We start from the raw sequence: 15,899 nt of genomic DNA, 5'->3' as shown, positions 1-15,899 counted from the left end.
GCCTCGCAAGCCCGCGAAGGTGCGCCGCACCACCACGGGGTGCGTCTCGCCCCAGGCCGCGATCACCTCCGATGTCAGCGCCTCTCCCGGCCGGCGCACGATGTGCAACAGCACGTGCAAGGAGAGGAGAAGGGGCCCTGCCCGCATCACGGGGCAACGGGACGCTCATCATTTCATCTGCCGGGTGGGTCCCGACGCCGTCGGTCGGAGCGCTTTGGCGAGGCGCATGTGTCGGCGTCAGGGACGGTGCGCGGCGAAGAAGGTCAGCATCAGCTCGGACAGCTGTTCGGGCTTCTCCTCGGGAATGAAATGACCGCACTCGGCGACCACGCCACCTTCCACGTGATCACCGAGGGGACGCAGCGCCTCGTAGAGCTCCGGAGCAGACCCGAATTCCCCGCCGAGCGCCAACATGGGCACCGTGACCCGCGGCAGCCCGGCATTGTGCTCCATGTTATCGTATACGGCCCGATAGTAGCCGAGCGCGCCGCGCAGATTTCCGGTCTGCCGGAGGCATCGCTCATATTCCTGCAGATCGGCATCCGTGTAGGTAGCGGCCGGATTGGCCGTTTTCCTGAAGAGAAACCACTCCAGATAAGCGCGCTCGCGCCCGCTGATCAGGATCTCGGGAAGGTCCGGCACCGGATGGAAGAGGAAATGCCAGCTTCTCCAGTTTTCTGGCCCGACCGTGATGGTCTTGGGAAGCGTGACACCGGGAATGTTGCCATCGATGAGCACGCATCGCCAAATGTCGTCGCCGTAAGTGGCCGCATACGGGTAAGTGATCCAGGATCCGATATCGTGCCCGACGAGAAAGAAGCGCCTCAGGCCGAGCGTCCCGCGGATCAGGTGATGAAGTCGATCCGCCGTCGTCCTGGTGTCATACCCATCGATCGGCTTGTCGCTGTCGCCTTGGCCCGGCAAGTCAATGGCGATGACCGTATGGCGAGCCGCGAGTAGCGGCAAAACGCGCCGCCACGTGTAGCTGCTCTGAGGGAAGCCCGCGAGCAGGATGACCGGCGTCCCGGAGCCGGCGCGCACCGTGTGGTATCGAATACCGCCGGAGGCGACCATCGACCGCTCGACGCCTCGGATCGAATTCCACCCGGCTGTCATGCCGCCGCTCCTCCTGCGTTGAACGTCCAGAAGGCCAGCGCCGCGTGCGACGGAACTACCACGACCTGGGCGGACCTCCGGGAGTGTTGCGCACATTGGAAGGCGTTCAGCTAACGAACCACAAGAGATGAAGGACCATGGGTCGCCGAGTGCCTCAGTCGCTCGGTTTCAGGTCGAGGAGGACCGTCGGAATTAGTTCCGATACTGTTGGGTGGATGGGCACCGCCCAGCGCAGCGTTTCGAGGGGCTGATCGGCGTTCATCATGTCGAGGATGCCATGAATGGCTTCGTCGCCGCCTGTCCCCAGGATCGCTGCCCCGAGGATGCGCCGCGTGTCCGCGTCTGCCACGATCTTCATGAACCCAAGCGCTTCGCCCTTCTCGACCGCGCGGCCGACGCGGGTCATTGCGCGTTTCGAGTGCAGCAGCGGGCGACCGCTCTTCGCCGCCTCGGCCACGGTCATCCCGATTCGGCCAAGCGGCGGATCGATGTAGAGCGCATAGCCGGTCAGCCGATGGCTGACGCGGCGATCCTCCCCATCGAGCAGATTGGCGGCGACGATCTCGAAATCATTATAGGCGGTGTGGGTGAATGCTCCGCGCCCGTTGCAGTCGCCAAGCGCATAAACGCCGGCCACATTCGTTTGCAGATGGTCGTCGACCGTAATGTAGCTGCGGGCGTCCGTCGCGATACCGGCCGCGTCGAGCCCCAGATCGTCGGTGTTGGGCCGCCGCCCGACGGCCAGCAGCACGTGGCTACCGATCGTCGGCGCGCCGTTCCTCTTGCAATCGACCGACACTGCAATGTCGGCTCCAGACGGGGCGAAGCCGATGCAGTCGGCTCCGGTGCGGACGGTAATGCCTTCGAGCTCCAGGATGGCGCGAACCTCCTCCGAGATGTCGGGATCCTCGCGCGCGATCAGTCGGTCCGAGCGCTCGACAATCGTGACCTCCGAGCCGAAGCGCCGGTACATTTGCGCGAACTCCAGACCGATGTAGCTGCCGCCCACGACGATGAGGTGTCGCGGCAGCACGTCGAGCGCCACCATGTCCGTGTTGGTGAGCACGACCACGTCGTCTATGCCCGGCAGATCGGGCACGCTGGCGCGGCCGCCGACGTTGATGAAGATGCGGGGTGCGGTTAGTCGCTCGCGACCGACCTCGACGACGTTCGGGCGCACGAAACGCGCGTGACCGCGGATTAGCTCCACGCGGGGCATCCCGGCGAGCCAGGTCTCGTTGCTTGCGCGCGAGTCCAGAATGACTTTCCGGGCTCTCGCCGCCACGGCCGGCATGTCGATCCTGACCGGGCCATCGACGGTAAACCCATAGTCGCCGCCGCGTCGCGCCGTGTGCGCGGCATAGGCGCTCGAGATCAGCGTCTTGGTCGGTTTGCAGCCCGTGTTGACGCAGGTGCCGCCGACCAGGTGACGCTCGACGATCGCCACCTTAATTCCGGCATCGTTCAGCCGCCCCGCGAGCGCCGGGCCCGCCTGGCCGGCGCCGATGATGATGGCGTCGAAGGCCCGCGCGCTCATCGACTCTCGTCCGATGCGGCCGAGCTTCTCGAACGAGCACGGGCCTCCGATGAACCGGGGAAAGAAGACATGTCGAGGCTCATCTCCAGATCCTCCTGCGTCGGGTTAAGCACCAGTCCGGCAGCAGTGGGCCTGACGAAGCAGACCCGCTCCGCTCAGGCGACGCTGACGGTCACGTCGATATTGTTGCGGATCGCGTTCGAGTACGGGCACACCTGATGGGCAGCCGAGACGAGTTGCTCCGCATTCGAATGGTCGAGACCCGGCACGTCGGCAACGAGCTCAACCACAAGACCGAAGCCGCCTTAGGCACGCGTGCCGATGCCGACCGTGGCCGAGATCGACGTGTCGGCAGAAAGGTTGACCTTCTTCTGACGACTCACAAGACGCAGGGCGCTGAGGAAGCAGGCGGAATAGCCGGCCGCGAAAAACTGCTCCTGGTTGGTACCCTCCCCGCCGGGCCCGCCGAGTTCCTTCGGCGTCGCCAGCTTCACCTCGAGCGCGCCATCCTTCGTGGAGGTTTCCCGTCGCGGCCGCCGATTGCGGTCGCCGTCGTGCGATATTTCACGTCGACAGTCATGGTTGCTCCTCATCACGCCGAGAACGGCATCGGTCATCGTAGACCCGAATATCGGGCCCACTTGAAAACTTCGCGCCTGAGCGAAAACGACCACCACGAACCTCATCACGACTGGATCGTTACTTGCTGGAGCCCCTGGCAGCCATTTCGATCAGGTTGGCAATGGCCTGCGGCTGAGACACATAGATTGCGTGGCTCCCCTTGACCTCGATCTTGGTGCTCCCCGCGCGCTGAGCCATGAACCGCTCCAGATCGGGGTTGATCTTCCGATCCTCGGTGGCGACAGCGTACCAGCTAGGCTTCGAATGCCATGCAGCCTCTTTGACAATGCCGGTTATCGCCTTGATGTTGATCGGAACCTGAGAGCGCGCCATGAAGGCGGCATCTTCCGCTGGGAGGTCTGCTGCGAAGTCCGCGTGAAAGGTCGCTGGATCAAGCGTCAGGAAGCCGTCCGAACTCGTGATGATGTTGTTTGTCGGGGGAGGGAACTTTGCCCGTAGCTCGTCCATCTTCTCCCCGGCTTCGGGAGCAACTGCGGCAACGTAGACCAGACCTTTCACCTCGGTCGCGTTGCCCGCTTCGGTGATGACGACCCCGCCATAGCTGTGGCCGACAAGGATCACCGGGCCCCCACTCTGCTTGATTGCACGCTGTGTCGCTGCCACGTCGTCGGCAAGCGAGGTTTCGGGCTGCTGGACGACGGTGACGTCGTAGCCGTCACGCTTCAGAATGTCCGCAACCCCGCGCCAGCCCGATCCGTCCGCATAAGCACCGTGGACTAAGACGATGTTCCTGATGGGATCTGCGGCATAAACTGGTATGGCAGATGCCATCATGCCGACGGCAGCAGCAACTCTCGCAATGAACCGTGTCATTTTTCACTCCTTATCGGATGGGGTATTGGACGTCTGAAATCCAGAGGCCTGACTAGCCCGGGAGGTTGAGCAGTTCCTCGGTATCGATCGCTTGCGCCGCTTCGCGCATCCGCTGAAACGTCGTGAGGAGGCTGTCCTTCTCGCCATCTGTGAGAACGCCGAAGATGACGGCACGAACTTGATCGCGGGCGACCTGCGCGGCCGCCCGATCGTGATGCCTTTTCCGTGAGTGCCAGGGTCTTCGCTCGCCGATCACCGGGTCGGGCGACCTCGTGATGAGGCCGTCCCGCTCTAGTGCGTCGAGTGCTTCCGTTATCGTTCGGGGTAAGCCAAGCACTGTTGCGAGATCCGACCAACTGGCACGCAGGGTGTGCAGGATGACTTCCAACCCCCGACTCTGGGCGAGCGACACACCCTTCTCCCGCACCAGTCGATCTTCGATGCGCGAAGCCAGGGCTGCCAGGTTCCGAACCCCTGACACCAGTGCTTGATCGTCAATCATGCCGGCCAGATCCTTCCGAAGAGGTGTCCGCTGGCAATGGGGGAAGACGGTAGGGGCAGCGCACGGGGGCGGCACGATGCGGCTTTCCGGAAGGGGGGCCGGATGTGCCGCCCGAGAGGGTCTTGGTTGCCGCCGTCTCATGTCGCCGCGCTCAGCGAGTGCTTGCGGGCGTCACTCACCGTCAACCAGACTGCTGCCACCAGGAAGTAGAAGGCGCCGAAGGCCGCATAAGGGGCAACCGTGGTGATGCCGACCGGCTCGGGTCCGCCAGCCATCTTCACGAACAGGAAACCGGCCAATGCGGACTGTGCGCCGCTCAGGATCATCGCCCATTGGGCGCCATACGTGTTCCAGCGGCGGACGGCCGTGGCGAGCTGAAAAATGCCGGCGAACCCGGCCCAGATGCCGAAGACCCCGAGGACGCTGTTCATGCTGCTGCCAAGCGCAATGGCCACGGCGATTGCGGTGATCGTGCTGACGATGACATTCAGCAGCTGCGTCTTGTTGCGGCCGAGGCCACCATTGCGCTGGGCGTCGACGAAGTTGGCTAGAGCATCCCATGCCGGATAGCCGAACAGCATGATAGCGGCCAGTAATGGGGCATCTTTCGCGAAAAAGAAAGCTACTCCGACCCACACTGCTGAGAAGGCAAAGCGGGTGAAGTAGTAGCTTTTGAGCCACCCCGAAGTGGCTTGGGCCTGCTGGTGATCGATCGATTGGGTAGACATGCCGAATCTTCTGTAAGTGGTCTGCCAACAGGCGGACCTCGCTTCTCCCACGCATTGCCTTTGGTGCTAATGTCGGAGGCTGCCGAATTCTTGATCGATCCTGCCAACGAGATGCCGCTCCGCAAGCTCGCCGTGGCCCGCGGTCAGCGGCTCTCGCCGATTACCGCCAGGGTAGCCCCAGCGACATGGCCGCGAGCATGCTTGACGACGTCGACGGCTGGTTCGAAGCTAGCATGTTCCGCCCGCTCACGGAGGATGCCGAGGGGGCGAGTTCGCGGCAGATCATGTCGGCGGCGCCTTGCCCGGACTGGCTCGCGCCCCTGCTCGACATCGCGGCCGGCGATCCAGTGTTCCGGCTTCACCGCACCGTTTGGGACGGCGCCGACCGACCCGTTCAGTTTCCTGTCTCGATGTTCCGGTGCGACAGGTTCAGCTACCAGGTCGAGGCGCTTCACTCCCGCCCGGAGTTCACCCGCAACGGCAGCCTTGCGAGCGCGACACTCCGGGCTCGTTGCCCTCGGAGCACTCGGCGATAGGTGACACCCATCCAGGAGTTAGAATACGCCAGAACGCCGGCGGGAAACAGATGTTTTCCGACCCTCTCCCCTGCTCCGCTCCGGACTGGATCGCCGCGCCAGCAATTTTGCGCGACAAACCCTGTCGGATTGAGGTAGTATGCGACAACTCTCAATCTGAGGTTTGTCGGACATGTTGGTCGGCTACATGCGTGTCTCCTCGGCCGATGAGCGCCAGTCGGTGGACCTGCAGCGTGATGCGCTGATCAGCGCCGGGGTGGACGAGCGCCACCTTCACCAGGACAAGGCTTCCGGAGCCCGGGACGATCGGCCCGGTCTGAAAGCCTGCCTTGAGGATCTCCGCTCCGGAGACGTGCTCGTGGTGTGGAAGCTCGACCGGCTCGGGCGGTCGCTGTCCCACCTCATCCGGATCGTCGAAGAGCTGAAGCGCCGGGGCGTCGCGTTTCGCTCATTGACGGAGCAGATGGACACGACCACCCCGCAGGGCGAATTCCTGTTCAACATCTTCGGCTCGCTCGCCCAATACGAGCGCGCGCTGATCAAGGAGCGCGTGACGGCCGGTCTCGCCGCCGCGCGTCGCCGGGGCCGGCGCGGCGGACGTCCACCTTCTCTCGATGCTGAGAAGGTGGAGCAGGTCGTGGCAGCGCTGGACGGCGGCGCAAGCAAGGCTTCCGTGTGCCGCACCTTCAAGGTCCCACGCTCGACGCTTCTCGGCACCCTCGAGCGTTTCGGCTGGACTGGAACACGGCCTAGCGCTGAAGCCCTCGACCAGCAAAGCACCACACCGCGGACCAGAACGCGAAAGGCGTCAGCTTGAGCAAGACGCCGAGAGAGACTGAGGCGACCGGTGTTGCATTCCGGGCCGGAGTACGCGGCCTACCTTTCAGCGCCTCGACCGAGCCGGCAGCCGAGGTCCCGGTCGAAACCGACACTCTGCGAGGGCCGATCGAGCGCAGCTTCGAGCTTCTCGAACGGCTCCCGGGGCTGTCCGATCCTGCTTCGGCTTACGAGACCGGTCGAGCCATGCGGATGATCGGGCACATCCTCGACAGCCAGGGCTCGCGCTCCGAGCACGGGACGCGTGTTGTCCAGGAACTCGCCGGCGCAACGATCGTTTTCGGGATGCGCAGTGAGCGACAGCCTTGGGGGGCGAGGACACGGCATTCGTGTCCTTGGACGTGTTTACCAGCGGCGCGGGTTCTGAGGCGCAGCGGGAGCACATCCGCAAAGCGATCGTCGACTATGCGCGGAAGCGCCCCCTCCTCGCTCGAAAAGCATAGCGTTTGGCGAGTCGTCGACGGATTGCCATAGCGGTCACACCAGGGAAGCGGCCGGTTGCCGTCGAGCAGCACCCGCGTCGCCCGGCAGTCCTCTTCGTTCGATCGAGGATGCGCCGGCGCATTGCCGGGTCAGCCGTCGAGGTCCAGCAGTCGAGCAACCGGCTGGAGACGGTCAAACCCGAGGCGGCATGTGAGCGGCGTCAACCCGGCGGTGTATGAGTGACGCCAGCGACAGGAGATCCTCGGCGTCAACGCGCGACATGGCCCAGTTAATCTTCGCTTCGTGGGCAGTGGGATTACGGAACATGCCGAACACGCCTTTCAGCATATTGGCGAAGCCCTTCTGTTCGTCGCGCTCGCTCTTGGTCGCGAAAGCGTTGATCGCGAGCATTGGAAGCTCGCCTGCAAATACGCGGTCGACCAAAACAGCACCGTCGTCGTCGAGACCGGTCCGGGAGCGCAGCTTGTCGGCGATCGACTTCACCGCCTCGAGCGTCGCGTGGAAGTAGTTGTCGACAAGCAGTTCGCTGCGGCAGAAGCGCAGTACGTCCTCGTGAACACCGCGAAGCTCCAGATCGGCTCGAAGCTCGCGCGCCCTGCGTTCGGCCTTAGGCAAGGTCGCAACCTTGGAGCTGGAACCGAGCTCGCCCGCCGCATCGAACTCCAGGCCGGCAAAAGCGAGCGCAGCGTTTAGTTTGGCGCGCATTGGTTCATAGCGCTCTGGCGCGCGCAGGTACCGTTCCGGCCTCATCGCCTGGCGCATGAACTTCAGGATCGCGCCGCGGTCGCCACGCTTGTTCTGGCTTTCGGCGAGGGCGTTGTGAAGACGATGACGCTTGGTCATTCCCTCACCGGGGTCCGTTATGGTTGCGACCACGAGAAGGTGGCTGATCTCGCTACCGGAGAGCCCCAAGGCTGTGTCGCCAAGTGCGGCTGCAATGGCTTCGATCTGGCTTTGCGTGAAGGTGCTCACGGGTCCGCCCATGCGTCTGGAGCAAGGTTACGGGTTGGGCTGCGGCTCAGCCAGGGTCGGCGCCTCTCGTCGGGAGTCAAGAAAGCCCGTGCAGACCCTGTTGCCGCTATACGACGCCTGTAGGAGGCGTTTGGGCTATCCTCCAATGTATCAAACTCGCGTGGCGACCCGAGCAGCCGTCCGAATATCCTCGATCCGCACTCCCGTGCGAGCGAGCAAGGCGCGCATATCGTTGAACACAGGGGCGTCTCGGCCGGGATCGGAGATGGTCAACAGCGCCGTAAACGGGACGCCCTCGTCTGGGACGCGTTCACCAGCGCGCGTCAGATAGCTTACAAACATGCGCCAATTCGAGGACTTGCCGATCCCGATCGGCATCGTCCTGGCAAACTGCTTTACCGGGCTCCACTTCAGCCCGTGTTCGATGCGTTCGGCTTCGATGGCCGGTGCATCGGCCTTGCCCGGAAGATAAACGGCGTCGAGCTGACCCTTCCAACCCGGTTTTCCTGTCTTGTCGAAGACCTCCTGCTGGACCGCCGCGTCAATGTTGATGCGGACGAACTCGGAGCCGAACCGGGCGTCAAGCGGCGGTGTCGAGACGAGGGTCAGCTTGGCAGAGCCGCGACACTTGCCGTCGGACGTGACCAACGACGGCGGCCAGGCGAACGCGAAGGAGATCTGCTGGTCGCGCCGAATCCGGGAGGCGAAAACCAGTGTAATCTGGTGATCCTCGCCTTCGAGGATCTCACGGGCGGCAGGCGGCATTCCGAACCCGGCCAGGTCTCGCGCGACGCCAGAAAGCGATTTAGTGGCGAGCACCTCAGGCATGCGCGCGTGGTGGAGCAATAAGCCGATCAGGGTTTCGCGCGACACCTCGCCTTCGATGCTCTGGTCCAGCACCGCGGCCGTCTTGGCAACGAGCGGTGCAGCGTAGCTGGTGCCACAACCGTCGCAGGTCGAACCATCCGGCTTCAGCGAAAAGAGGCCATGCCCGAGCGGCGTTTGCGGCGAGCCCGAGCCCCCGAAATGCGCGAGATCCGGCTTCACGCCGGCCCGCAATCCAGGACCCCGCCGAGAGTAGCGAGCCGGCGCAGAGGCAATAGCGTTTGGCAGTCCGGGCGGGTTCAGCGCCGCCACCGACACGTTCCGCACGCTCTCAGCCGGCATGAGCAAACCGTCGTTGCGGGCAGAGGCCAGGGCAACCAACGCCTGCGTCTCATCCTCAGGCCATTCTGTCCTCTGAGCCTGCGGAGTGGTGTTCCCAGCGGAGATGAAGAACACGGCGCCGTTGGCCTCCGCGATGGCGTCGAGACGCGCCGCGTGCGGGCCATAGCGGTCAGGCGTTGCCTGATGTTGAATGTTGAGGCTGAGGTTGAAGATACGCGTGGCGTGCCGCGCCTTCGCGTCAGCGACGGCGTTGTCGACCTCATCGAAGAAGTCCGCAAGCCCGTTCGGAAAGTAGGACGAGAAGGCGTTGGGTTGGGCCTCGTTGGGAAAGATTGCGATGTCGACGATCTCTGCTCCGTCGGGCTCGGGACAGACCTCGGCGCCGTTCAGCGCGTTGCCGCCCACGGCCAGAGCGCCAATGAAGGTCCCGTGGTCGGGATCAGTGTCGCTCTCGTCGAGCAGGTCCCAGCGCTCTAGTACCCAATCGGAAAGCGCTGGTCCGACCCCGCCGTCGATTATCCCAAGTTTGGGATAGGCTCGTGCGGTGTTGCGGTCGGGAAGGGTGACATTGCCCGGGTGCGCGCGACCCGCGCCGGCCGCGGACTTGGCGGAGAGGCGTTCGCCGATGATGGTGCGCGTAAGAACCGGCGGCAGTTCGATCCGCCGCACCAGCGGATGATGGTCGAGAAATTTGAGCAGGCGGCTGTGGCGACTGGGATCTGCGTCAAAGGGTGCGAGCGCGCGCTCCCGCTTGCGATCGGCAACCGGCGCCTGAAGCATGAGGACCGGTGGCTCGACCGACCTCCCGAGACGAAGAGTGAGCCGGGGCTGTTCGGGCTCGCGGGTCTGCACGCGCTGCACCTCGAGCCCCTGGCCGATTGCGGCAAGCCCTTCTACGAAGGACGCGTAGAGTCGTTGATGGCCTTGATCGACAGCATCCCATTGGCTGCGCGGGGGAGGTACGTCGAAGAGTTCGACCTGATAACTGCTCCCCGTCATCGGATTGGCAAGCCAATTGATGGCGTCTTCTGCCGAGAACTGGCGACGGTCGGCGGGCCCGTAGAGTTCGATGCGGTCGATCGCGCCTGTTTCGCTGCGCGCCGTGGACGGGTGCGGGATCATTTTCCCGGTGTTCGGATCACGCTTGAGGTTAGTCCCATTCTCGGCGGCGGCAACCTCCCGCGCAATGGTGCGCAGCACCCGCGGCCGGGCCTCAAAATACATCTCGCCGAGATCGCCGCCTCAAACCAGTGAGATCCGGTCCGGCTTAAAGAGGGAGCGGGTCGGCCGGTGACTCTTTGCCCAGGCGGGTCGGCGCAAGATCACCTTGATAACGCCGACGTCGCCTTGTTCTTGGCTCTCAATGGCGGCCGCGACGTTGTCGAGCTGATCGGTAAGCGCCGTCTTGTGCTTGCGAAAGGCGTCGTCGTTACCGGCAAAGAAATCCTTCTTGGGCCCGCCGCCTCCGGCCTCGCGGGCCTGCTCGAAATTTTCTTGATTGAGGATAATTTGGATAGGGCTAGCCATGGCTCGGCACCGCCTCGATCCGCCCTACTTCTGCGTCGGGGCTTCGGCTGATCTGACGGCTGACGGTCGACTTGTCTTTGCCAGCGATGCCGCCGATCTCCTCGTAGGAGAAACCGAGGCTTGCATCTCGGCTCATGGCCTTGAAGAGGACGCCTGTGTCCGCGAACAGCAGCTCGCGTCGTTTAGGGTCGATGCGCGCACTATTGAGCGTCGCGAACTGGCGCAGGGTGTCGAGCAGTTGTCGAGGCTCTCCTGTTCGTACCGCTGTCGACTTCTTATAAGTTCGGACGAGCGCCTCTATCTCGGCGCCGGTCGCGCCCTCAGTGAACCATGCGATCAGACGCAGGTGCGCATCCGGGGCGGAGACGGGCGGCATGAACGTACGCGCGATCTCGATGCGAACCGGGAAGCTCGGCCGCGGTATCTCCAATTGCACTTCAAACCGCCGCCAAACCGCCGGGTCGAGCAGACGGGGATGATTGGTGATTCCGATCGTCACGCCGAGTTCGTGGCGGGAATCAAGGTTCTGCAGAAGCGCGTTGACCACGCGTTTGATTTCGCCCACCTCTTGTGGGTCGTCTCGAAGTTTCGCGATGGCGTCGAACTCATCCAACAGCAGCAGGCACCGGTATCGGTTAGCAAAAGCGAATAGATTGCCGATATTGCGCGCCGTTGTGCCAAGGAACGACGAGACGAGTCCATCGATTCTGGCGACCACCACGGGCAGCTCGAGCTGAGCGGCTACCCACAACGCTAAGCGGGTCTTCCCGGTACCGGGCGCTCCGTAAATCAGGCAGGTCCGAGCGGGTTGAACTCCCACGTCGGCTAGCGCTTGTAGGCTGCTCCACTCTTCCATCACCGACGTGATCGCCGAGGTCACCGTTTCGTTAAAAAGCGGGGGCTGAGGGCGGGTCTCCGGCGGAAAGATGACCTCGGCCAGTGGGGCCGCTGTCTCGCGATCAACCGGCACCTGTGTGTTGCGCGACAGGGTTTCACCCGGGACCTGCGCACGCGACCGGGAAAGGCGACTGGGCGCAAGTTCGACGGTGCGATCGGCCGTGGTCAGCAGCCCGCTGAGGATGCCGGATGCCTTGCCGTCCCCCTCTTTGCCCAATGCGTCTCTGAGCCGCTCGATCTGCTTACGGACAGCCGGCGACGCTTGGACGAGTGCGGCGCGACATAGGGCCTGTATAATAGGAAAGTGGTCCATGCGTTGCCCGCGTTGCATAACAGCAGAAGAGCGTCGCCAGTAGCGCCCTTATCGTTGCGTGTCTAGCTCAATTCGTTGCGTTACGGAGGCTAACGTTGCGGTGGGTGGGTGCAAATCCGTGCGCCTGCCCGCCTTCGTCGGTCACCGGGTGCTCGTAAACCCAGCCGCTGCGCGTCTCGGCCTATCGGCATCGCCCCCTGGCGCGAGCGGCTGAGACCGTGAGTTCATCCTCGTCGGCGAAGCCCTCGGCCAGGTCGAAATAGGGAGAGAGCGGAAGCGAGCTCCGTGACGGTTCCGGACTGGAGAGAGAGGCTCTCCGGCGGCCGTCGTGGAGATGTCCCATGCAACGTGTTCCGTCCATCCAGGCCCCCTCTCCTGCCCCGCTCGGGGCCTCCGGCTACAAGGTCGACATCAGCCGCGGCGACCGGATCGAGCGTGTCTCGTCCGAGTGGTTCTCGCGTCCCGCCGACGAGCGCTTCCTGAGCCTCGCCGACCTGCACCGCTCGGTGAAGGCCCGAGCCGACCGGTCCACCGCACGCACCCTCGAAACCCGCGCCGTCCGAGTCGAGGCCGCGCGCGACGACGCGGAACGGCTGTCGCTCATCCTGCCCGGCGACGCGGAGCCGGTCGCGCCGACGCACTGGAGTTTCGGCCAGCTTTGCTCGCTTGTGGGCGCGCCCTCCGGCTACCTCCGCCAGCTGCCGGCCTCGCTCGCCGGCATCAACCTGCAGTACGGCTTGGCCGAACACCGCTCGGAGCTGGTCAAGACCTACACGACCGCGGCTGGCCGGACGGAGCTTCGCGCCGTCACGGGTCCGGATTACGGGCGTATCCACGATCACGAGCTCGTCGAGGCGATCATGCGCCTCGCAGGCAACGGCATCGGCGACACGCGCTGGAAGGTGCCGGGCGTGCTCGATTGGTCGACCATGACCCACAATCCGCGGGTCGATGTCACGAGGGACACGACCACGCTTTACGCCTCGGACCGGGACGTGTTCGTGTTCCTGTGCGACGACCTGAACCCGATCGAGGCCGGCCGGCTCCCGAACGGGGATCCCGACCTGTACTTCAGGGGCCTCTACGCCTGGAACTCGGAGGTGGGCTCGCGCACGCTCGGCATCGCCTCCTTCTATCTTCGGGCGGTCTGCGCCAACCGCAACCTGTGGGGCACGGAGCAATTCGAGGAGATCACGATCCGGCACACGAAGTATGCCGCCTCCCGCTTTGCCCAGGAGGCGAGGCCGGCTCTCGAAAAGTTCGCCGACTCGAGCGCGTCCTCGTTCGTGTCTGGCATTCGCGGGGCTCGGGCCAAGGTGGTGGCGCGTTCCGACGAGGACCGGACCGAGTTTCTGCGGAAGCGCGGGTTCTCGAAGGGCGACACGGCCAAGATCATCGACGCGGTCCTGGTGGAGGAAGGTCACCCGCCATCGAGCATCTTCGACTTCGTGCAAGGGATCACCGCCCATGCCCGGGGCGAAGCCCGGCAGGATGCGCGGCTTGAGGTAGAGCTGAAGGCGAAGCGCCTCATGGACCAGGTTGCCTGACAAGTCAGGTTGCGTGACGAGTCAGGTTGCGGCCTGACCGGACCGGCGGAGAGGGAGAGGAAGGAGGGGACTTCGTGACGGGAGACAGGGGGAAGAGAGAGGCTCTCCTCCGCCCGTCGCGGAGAACCCACGATGTCGAAGATCATGCTGAACGGGGTGAGCGACGTGCCTCTGAACAAGCTCATCCGGTCCCAAGCCAACGTCCGCCGCATCAAGGCGGGCGTCTCGATCGAGGATTTGGCCGAGGACATCGCCCGGCGCGGGCTCATCCAGTCTCTCGCAGTCCGGCCCGTGCTCGACGGTGAGGGGCAGGAGACCGGGATGTACGAGGTCCCGGCCGGCGGCCGCCGGTTCGAGGCCCTAAAACTCCTGGCCAAGCAGAAGCGGCTGTCGAAGACGGTGCGCGTGCCTTGCATTGTCCGGACCGACGGCATCGGGGCGGAGGACTCCCTCGCCGAGAACACGATGCGGGAGGCCCTGCACCCGCTCGACCAGTTCCGGGCCTTCCAGGCCCTCCGGGAGGAGCACGGCCTCTGCGACGAGGAAATCGCGGCCCGGTTCTTCGTCACCCCGGCCGTGGTGCGCCAGCGGCTCAAGCTGGTCGCGGCCTCACCAAAGCTCCTCGACCTGTATGCCGCCGGTGAGCTTTCCCTCGAGCAGCTGATGGCGTTCTGCGTCAGCTCCGACCACGCCCGCCAGGAGGCGGTCTGGGAGGCGTTGAAGCGAGGCTACAACACCGAGCCCTATTACATCCGCCGGCTCCTGACGGAGGGCGCCGTGAAGGCCTCCGACAAGCGCGCCGTGTTCGTGGGCGCCGCGGCCTACGAGGACGCGGGCGGTGTGATCGAGCGCGACCTGTTCCACGAGGACGGTGGTGGTTACTTTCGGGACGTCGCTCTTCTCGACCGGCTTGTCGCCGAGAAGGTTGAGACCCAAGCCGACGTGGTCAGGGCCGAGGGCTGGAAGTGGATCGAGGTCGCGGCCGAACACCCGTATGGCCGTACCTTTGCGTTGCGCCGGTTGTACCCGGCGACCGAGCCGATGAGCGAAACGGAGCAGGCCGAGCGCGAGGCGCTTCAGACCGAGTACGATGACCTCGAGGCCGAGCACGCGGCCGCTCCCGAGCTGCCCGAAGAGGTAGACGCTCGCCTGGGTGAGATCGAGGCGGCTTTGGCCAGGCTCGATGAGCGCCCTGCCCTGTTCGAGCACAACGAGATCGCGCGGGCCGGCGCTTTTGTCAGTCTGGACGTGACGGGCCAGCTCAAGGTCGAGCGAGGTTTCGTGCGGCCGGAGGACGAGAAGCCGGTCGAGCCCGAGGCCGACATCGCGAGGGCAGATGGGGAGGCGCGGGGCGGCGACGAGCCGGCCAGCGATGTCCCCTCCCCTGCCACGGCGACCTCGCATGCCGACTTTGACGAGGAAGAGGACCCGTCGGGTCGCGTATCGGACCGGCTTCTGACCGAGCTGACGGCGGCGCGCACGCTGTCTTTGCGGGCAGCCCTGGCGAACGATCCGGACGCCGCCTTCCTCGCGGTCCTCCACGCCCTGACGCTGCGGACGTTCTGCGGCTCGTACTCGGTCGACACCTGCCTCGACATCGAAGCACGCAGCGTCCCGCTCGGGAGCCACGCTCCGGGCCTCGACGACAGTCCCGCCGGCCAGGCCCTGACCAAGCTCCACGAGGATTGGAGCCGACAGATGCCGTCGCAGGCGACAGGTGTGTGGGCGTTCGTGCTCGACCTCGACCGCGATAGCCGGGCTGCCTTGTTCGCGTTCTGCGTCAGTCGAAGTGTCAATGCGGTCGCCCTCCCTTACGACCGTCGGCCGGCCGCGATCGGCCATGCCGACCGGGTTTCCGAAGTCGTCCACCTCGACATGGCGGCAGAGGGTTGGGCACCGACGGTCGAGAATTATCTCGGCCGGGTCACTAAGGCGCTGATCCTCGCTGCGGTGCGCGAGGCGAAGGGAGCCGAGGCGGCCGCGTTCATCTCGCACCTGAAGAAGGCCGAGATGGCTCGCGAGGCCGAGGCGCTGCTCCGCGGAACGGGGTGGCTGCCGCTCGCCCTGCGGACGCCGGGTCTTGCCTCCCCTCCCCTCCCCTTTGCGGCCGAGGCGGCCGACCCTGACGTCATCTTCGACCCTCGGGAGGACCTGCCGGCGATTGAGGGCGAGGCACAGACCGAGGACGCGTACTACCCCGTCGCGGCCGAGTAAGATCGGGCCGGGGCGGCTCAGCAGCCCCGGCTTTTCCGTGGGCGAGGTCAGCGGGCTCAGCGTGAACCCTTGATCCTGTTATTGCACGAACAAACCGGGAACTTAGC

The 15,899-nt window shown here is 64.8% G+C and carries 13 protein-coding genes and 1 pseudogene; 4 read left to right on the top strand and 10 right to left on the bottom strand.

All coding sequences use genetic code 11. From position 1 onward, the window contains the following. Nucleotides 1-237: 237 nt before the first annotated feature. The 6 genes and pseudogenes from ACFE87_RS12080 to ACFE87_RS12055 form a co-directional block, all read right to left on the bottom strand. Entirely contained in the window at nucleotides 238-1,116 is an 879-nt protein-coding gene (locus ACFE87_RS12080; protein WP_375459879.1) for an alpha/beta fold hydrolase, read from the bottom strand. A 154-nt stretch (nucleotides 1,117-1,270) separates the two neighbouring features. Then, complete coding sequence (locus tag ACFE87_RS12075) at nucleotides 1,271-2,653, bottom strand: FAD-containing oxidoreductase (RefSeq protein WP_375459878.1); 1,383 nt, start codon at nucleotides 2,651-2,653, stop codon at nucleotides 1,271-1,273. 155 nt (nucleotides 2,654-2,808) lie between these two features. After that, a pseudogene (locus tag ACFE87_RS12070) lies at nucleotides 2,809-3,233 on the bottom strand (organic hydroperoxide resistance protein). Nucleotides 3,234-3,352: 119 nt separating this feature from the next. Next, complete coding sequence (locus ACFE87_RS12065) at nucleotides 3,353-4,108, bottom strand: alpha/beta fold hydrolase (protein ID WP_375459877.1); 756 nt, start codon at nucleotides 4,106-4,108, stop codon at nucleotides 3,353-3,355. A gap of 52 nt (nucleotides 4,109-4,160) precedes the next feature. Beyond that, entirely contained in the window at nucleotides 4,161-4,610 is a 450-nt protein-coding gene (locus ACFE87_RS12060) for a MarR family transcriptional regulator (protein WP_375459876.1), read from the bottom strand. Between the two features lie 137 nt (nucleotides 4,611-4,747). Continuing rightward, complete coding sequence (locus ACFE87_RS12055) at nucleotides 4,748-5,338, bottom strand: DUF308 domain-containing protein (RefSeq protein WP_375459875.1); 591 nt, start codon at nucleotides 5,336-5,338, stop codon at nucleotides 4,748-4,750. Nucleotides 5,339-5,535: 197 nt separating this feature from the next. On the opposite strand from ACFE87_RS12055, the gene ACFE87_RS12050 reads away from it, so the two are divergent. Continuing rightward, the gene (locus ACFE87_RS12050) at nucleotides 5,536-5,874 is read left to right on the top strand and encodes a UTRA domain-containing protein (protein WP_375459874.1); all 339 of its coding nucleotides are present in this window, start codon (nucleotides 5,536-5,538) and stop codon (nucleotides 5,872-5,874) included. A 172-nt stretch (nucleotides 5,875-6,046) separates the two neighbouring features. Then, a complete protein-coding gene (locus ACFE87_RS12045) occupies nucleotides 6,047-6,691 on the top strand; it encodes a recombinase family protein (RefSeq protein ID WP_375459873.1) in 645 nt (214 codons plus the stop codon). A gap of 635 nt (nucleotides 6,692-7,326) precedes the next feature. Here the strand turns inward: ACFE87_RS12045 and ACFE87_RS12040 are convergent. The 4 genes from ACFE87_RS12040 to ACFE87_RS12025 form a co-directional block, all read right to left on the bottom strand. After that, a complete protein-coding gene (locus ACFE87_RS12040; protein ID WP_375459872.1) occupies nucleotides 7,327-8,127 on the bottom strand; it encodes a TIGR02391 family protein in 801 nt (266 codons plus the stop codon). A 150-nt stretch (nucleotides 8,128-8,277) separates the two neighbouring features. After that, on the bottom strand, nucleotides 8,278-10,518 hold the full coding sequence (locus ACFE87_RS12035) for a S8 family peptidase (protein ID WP_375459871.1): 2,241 nt from the start codon (nucleotides 10,516-10,518) through the stop codon (nucleotides 8,278-8,280). 18 nt (nucleotides 10,519-10,536) lie between these two features. Continuing rightward, the gene (locus ACFE87_RS12030) at nucleotides 10,537-10,821 is read right to left on the bottom strand and encodes a hypothetical protein (protein WP_375459870.1); all 285 of its coding nucleotides are present in this window, start codon (nucleotides 10,819-10,821) and stop codon (nucleotides 10,537-10,539) included. Beyond that, the gene (locus ACFE87_RS12025; protein WP_375459869.1) at nucleotides 10,814-11,935 is read right to left on the bottom strand and encodes an AAA family ATPase; all 1,122 of its coding nucleotides are present in this window, start codon (nucleotides 11,933-11,935) and stop codon (nucleotides 10,814-10,816) included. Before ACFE87_RS12025 ends, ACFE87_RS12030 begins: the two co-directional genes overlap by 8 nt. A gap of 437 nt (nucleotides 11,936-12,372) precedes the next feature. Here ACFE87_RS12025 and ACFE87_RS12020 point away from each other — a divergent pair, with 437 nt between their 5' ends. Together ACFE87_RS12020 and ACFE87_RS12015 are read left to right on the top strand one after the other, a co-directional pair. Further along, the gene (locus ACFE87_RS12020) at nucleotides 12,373-13,578 is read left to right on the top strand and encodes a DUF932 domain-containing protein (protein ID WP_375459868.1); all 1,206 of its coding nucleotides are present in this window, start codon (nucleotides 12,373-12,375) and stop codon (nucleotides 13,576-13,578) included. A gap of 132 nt (nucleotides 13,579-13,710) precedes the next feature. Next, nucleotides 13,711-15,792 (top strand): ParB/RepB/Spo0J family partition protein, encoded by a 2,082-nt coding sequence (locus ACFE87_RS12015; protein ID WP_375459867.1) that lies wholly within the window; start codon nucleotides 13,711-13,713, stop codon nucleotides 15,790-15,792. Nucleotides 15,793-15,899 lie beyond the last annotated feature (107 nt).

Source organism: uncultured Enterovirga sp. (assembly GCF_964242715.1).
Lineage (GTDB): Bacteria > Pseudomonadota > Alphaproteobacteria > Rhizobiales > Beijerinckiaceae > Enterovirga.
Note: the sequence above shows the minus strand (reverse complement) of the source record. Positions and strands in the feature narration are given on the sequence as shown.

Bases quoted from the DNA above. Each gene is read 5' to 3' on its own strand.
- ACFE87_RS12080 (WP_375459879.1), bottom strand. From the start codon at position 1,116: ATGACAGCCGGGTGGAATTCGATCCGAGGCGTCGAGCGGTCGATGGTC.
- ACFE87_RS12075 (WP_375459878.1), bottom strand. From the start codon at position 2,653: ATGAGCGCGCGGGCCTTCGACGCCATCATCATCGGCGCCGGCCAGGCG.
- ACFE87_RS12065 (WP_375459877.1), bottom strand. From the start codon at position 4,108: ATGACACGGTTCATTGCGAGAGTTGCTGCTGCCGTCGGCATGATGGCA.
- ACFE87_RS12060 (WP_375459876.1), bottom strand. From the start codon at position 4,610: ATGATTGACGATCAAGCACTGGTGTCAGGGGTTCGGAACCTGGCAGCC.
- ACFE87_RS12055 (WP_375459875.1), bottom strand. From the start codon at position 5,338: ATGTCTACCCAATCGATCGATCACCAGCAGGCCCAAGCCACTTCGGGG.
- ACFE87_RS12050 (WP_375459874.1), top strand. From the start codon at position 5,536: ATGCTTGACGACGTCGACGGCTGGTTCGAAGCTAGCATGTTCCGCCCG.
- ACFE87_RS12045 (WP_375459873.1), top strand. From the start codon at position 6,047: ATGTTGGTCGGCTACATGCGTGTCTCCTCGGCCGATGAGCGCCAGTCG.
- ACFE87_RS12035 (WP_375459871.1), bottom strand. From the start codon at position 10,518: ATGTATTTTGAGGCCCGGCCGCGGGTGCTGCGCACCATTGCGCGGGAG.
- ACFE87_RS12030 (WP_375459870.1), bottom strand. From the start codon at position 10,821: ATGGCTAGCCCTATCCAAATTATCCTCAATCAAGAAAATTTCGAGCAG.
- ACFE87_RS12020 (WP_375459868.1), top strand. From the start codon at position 12,373: ATGCAACGTGTTCCGTCCATCCAGGCCCCCTCTCCTGCCCCGCTCGGG.
- ACFE87_RS12015 (WP_375459867.1), top strand. From the start codon at position 13,711: ATGTCGAAGATCATGCTGAACGGGGTGAGCGACGTGCCTCTGAACAAG.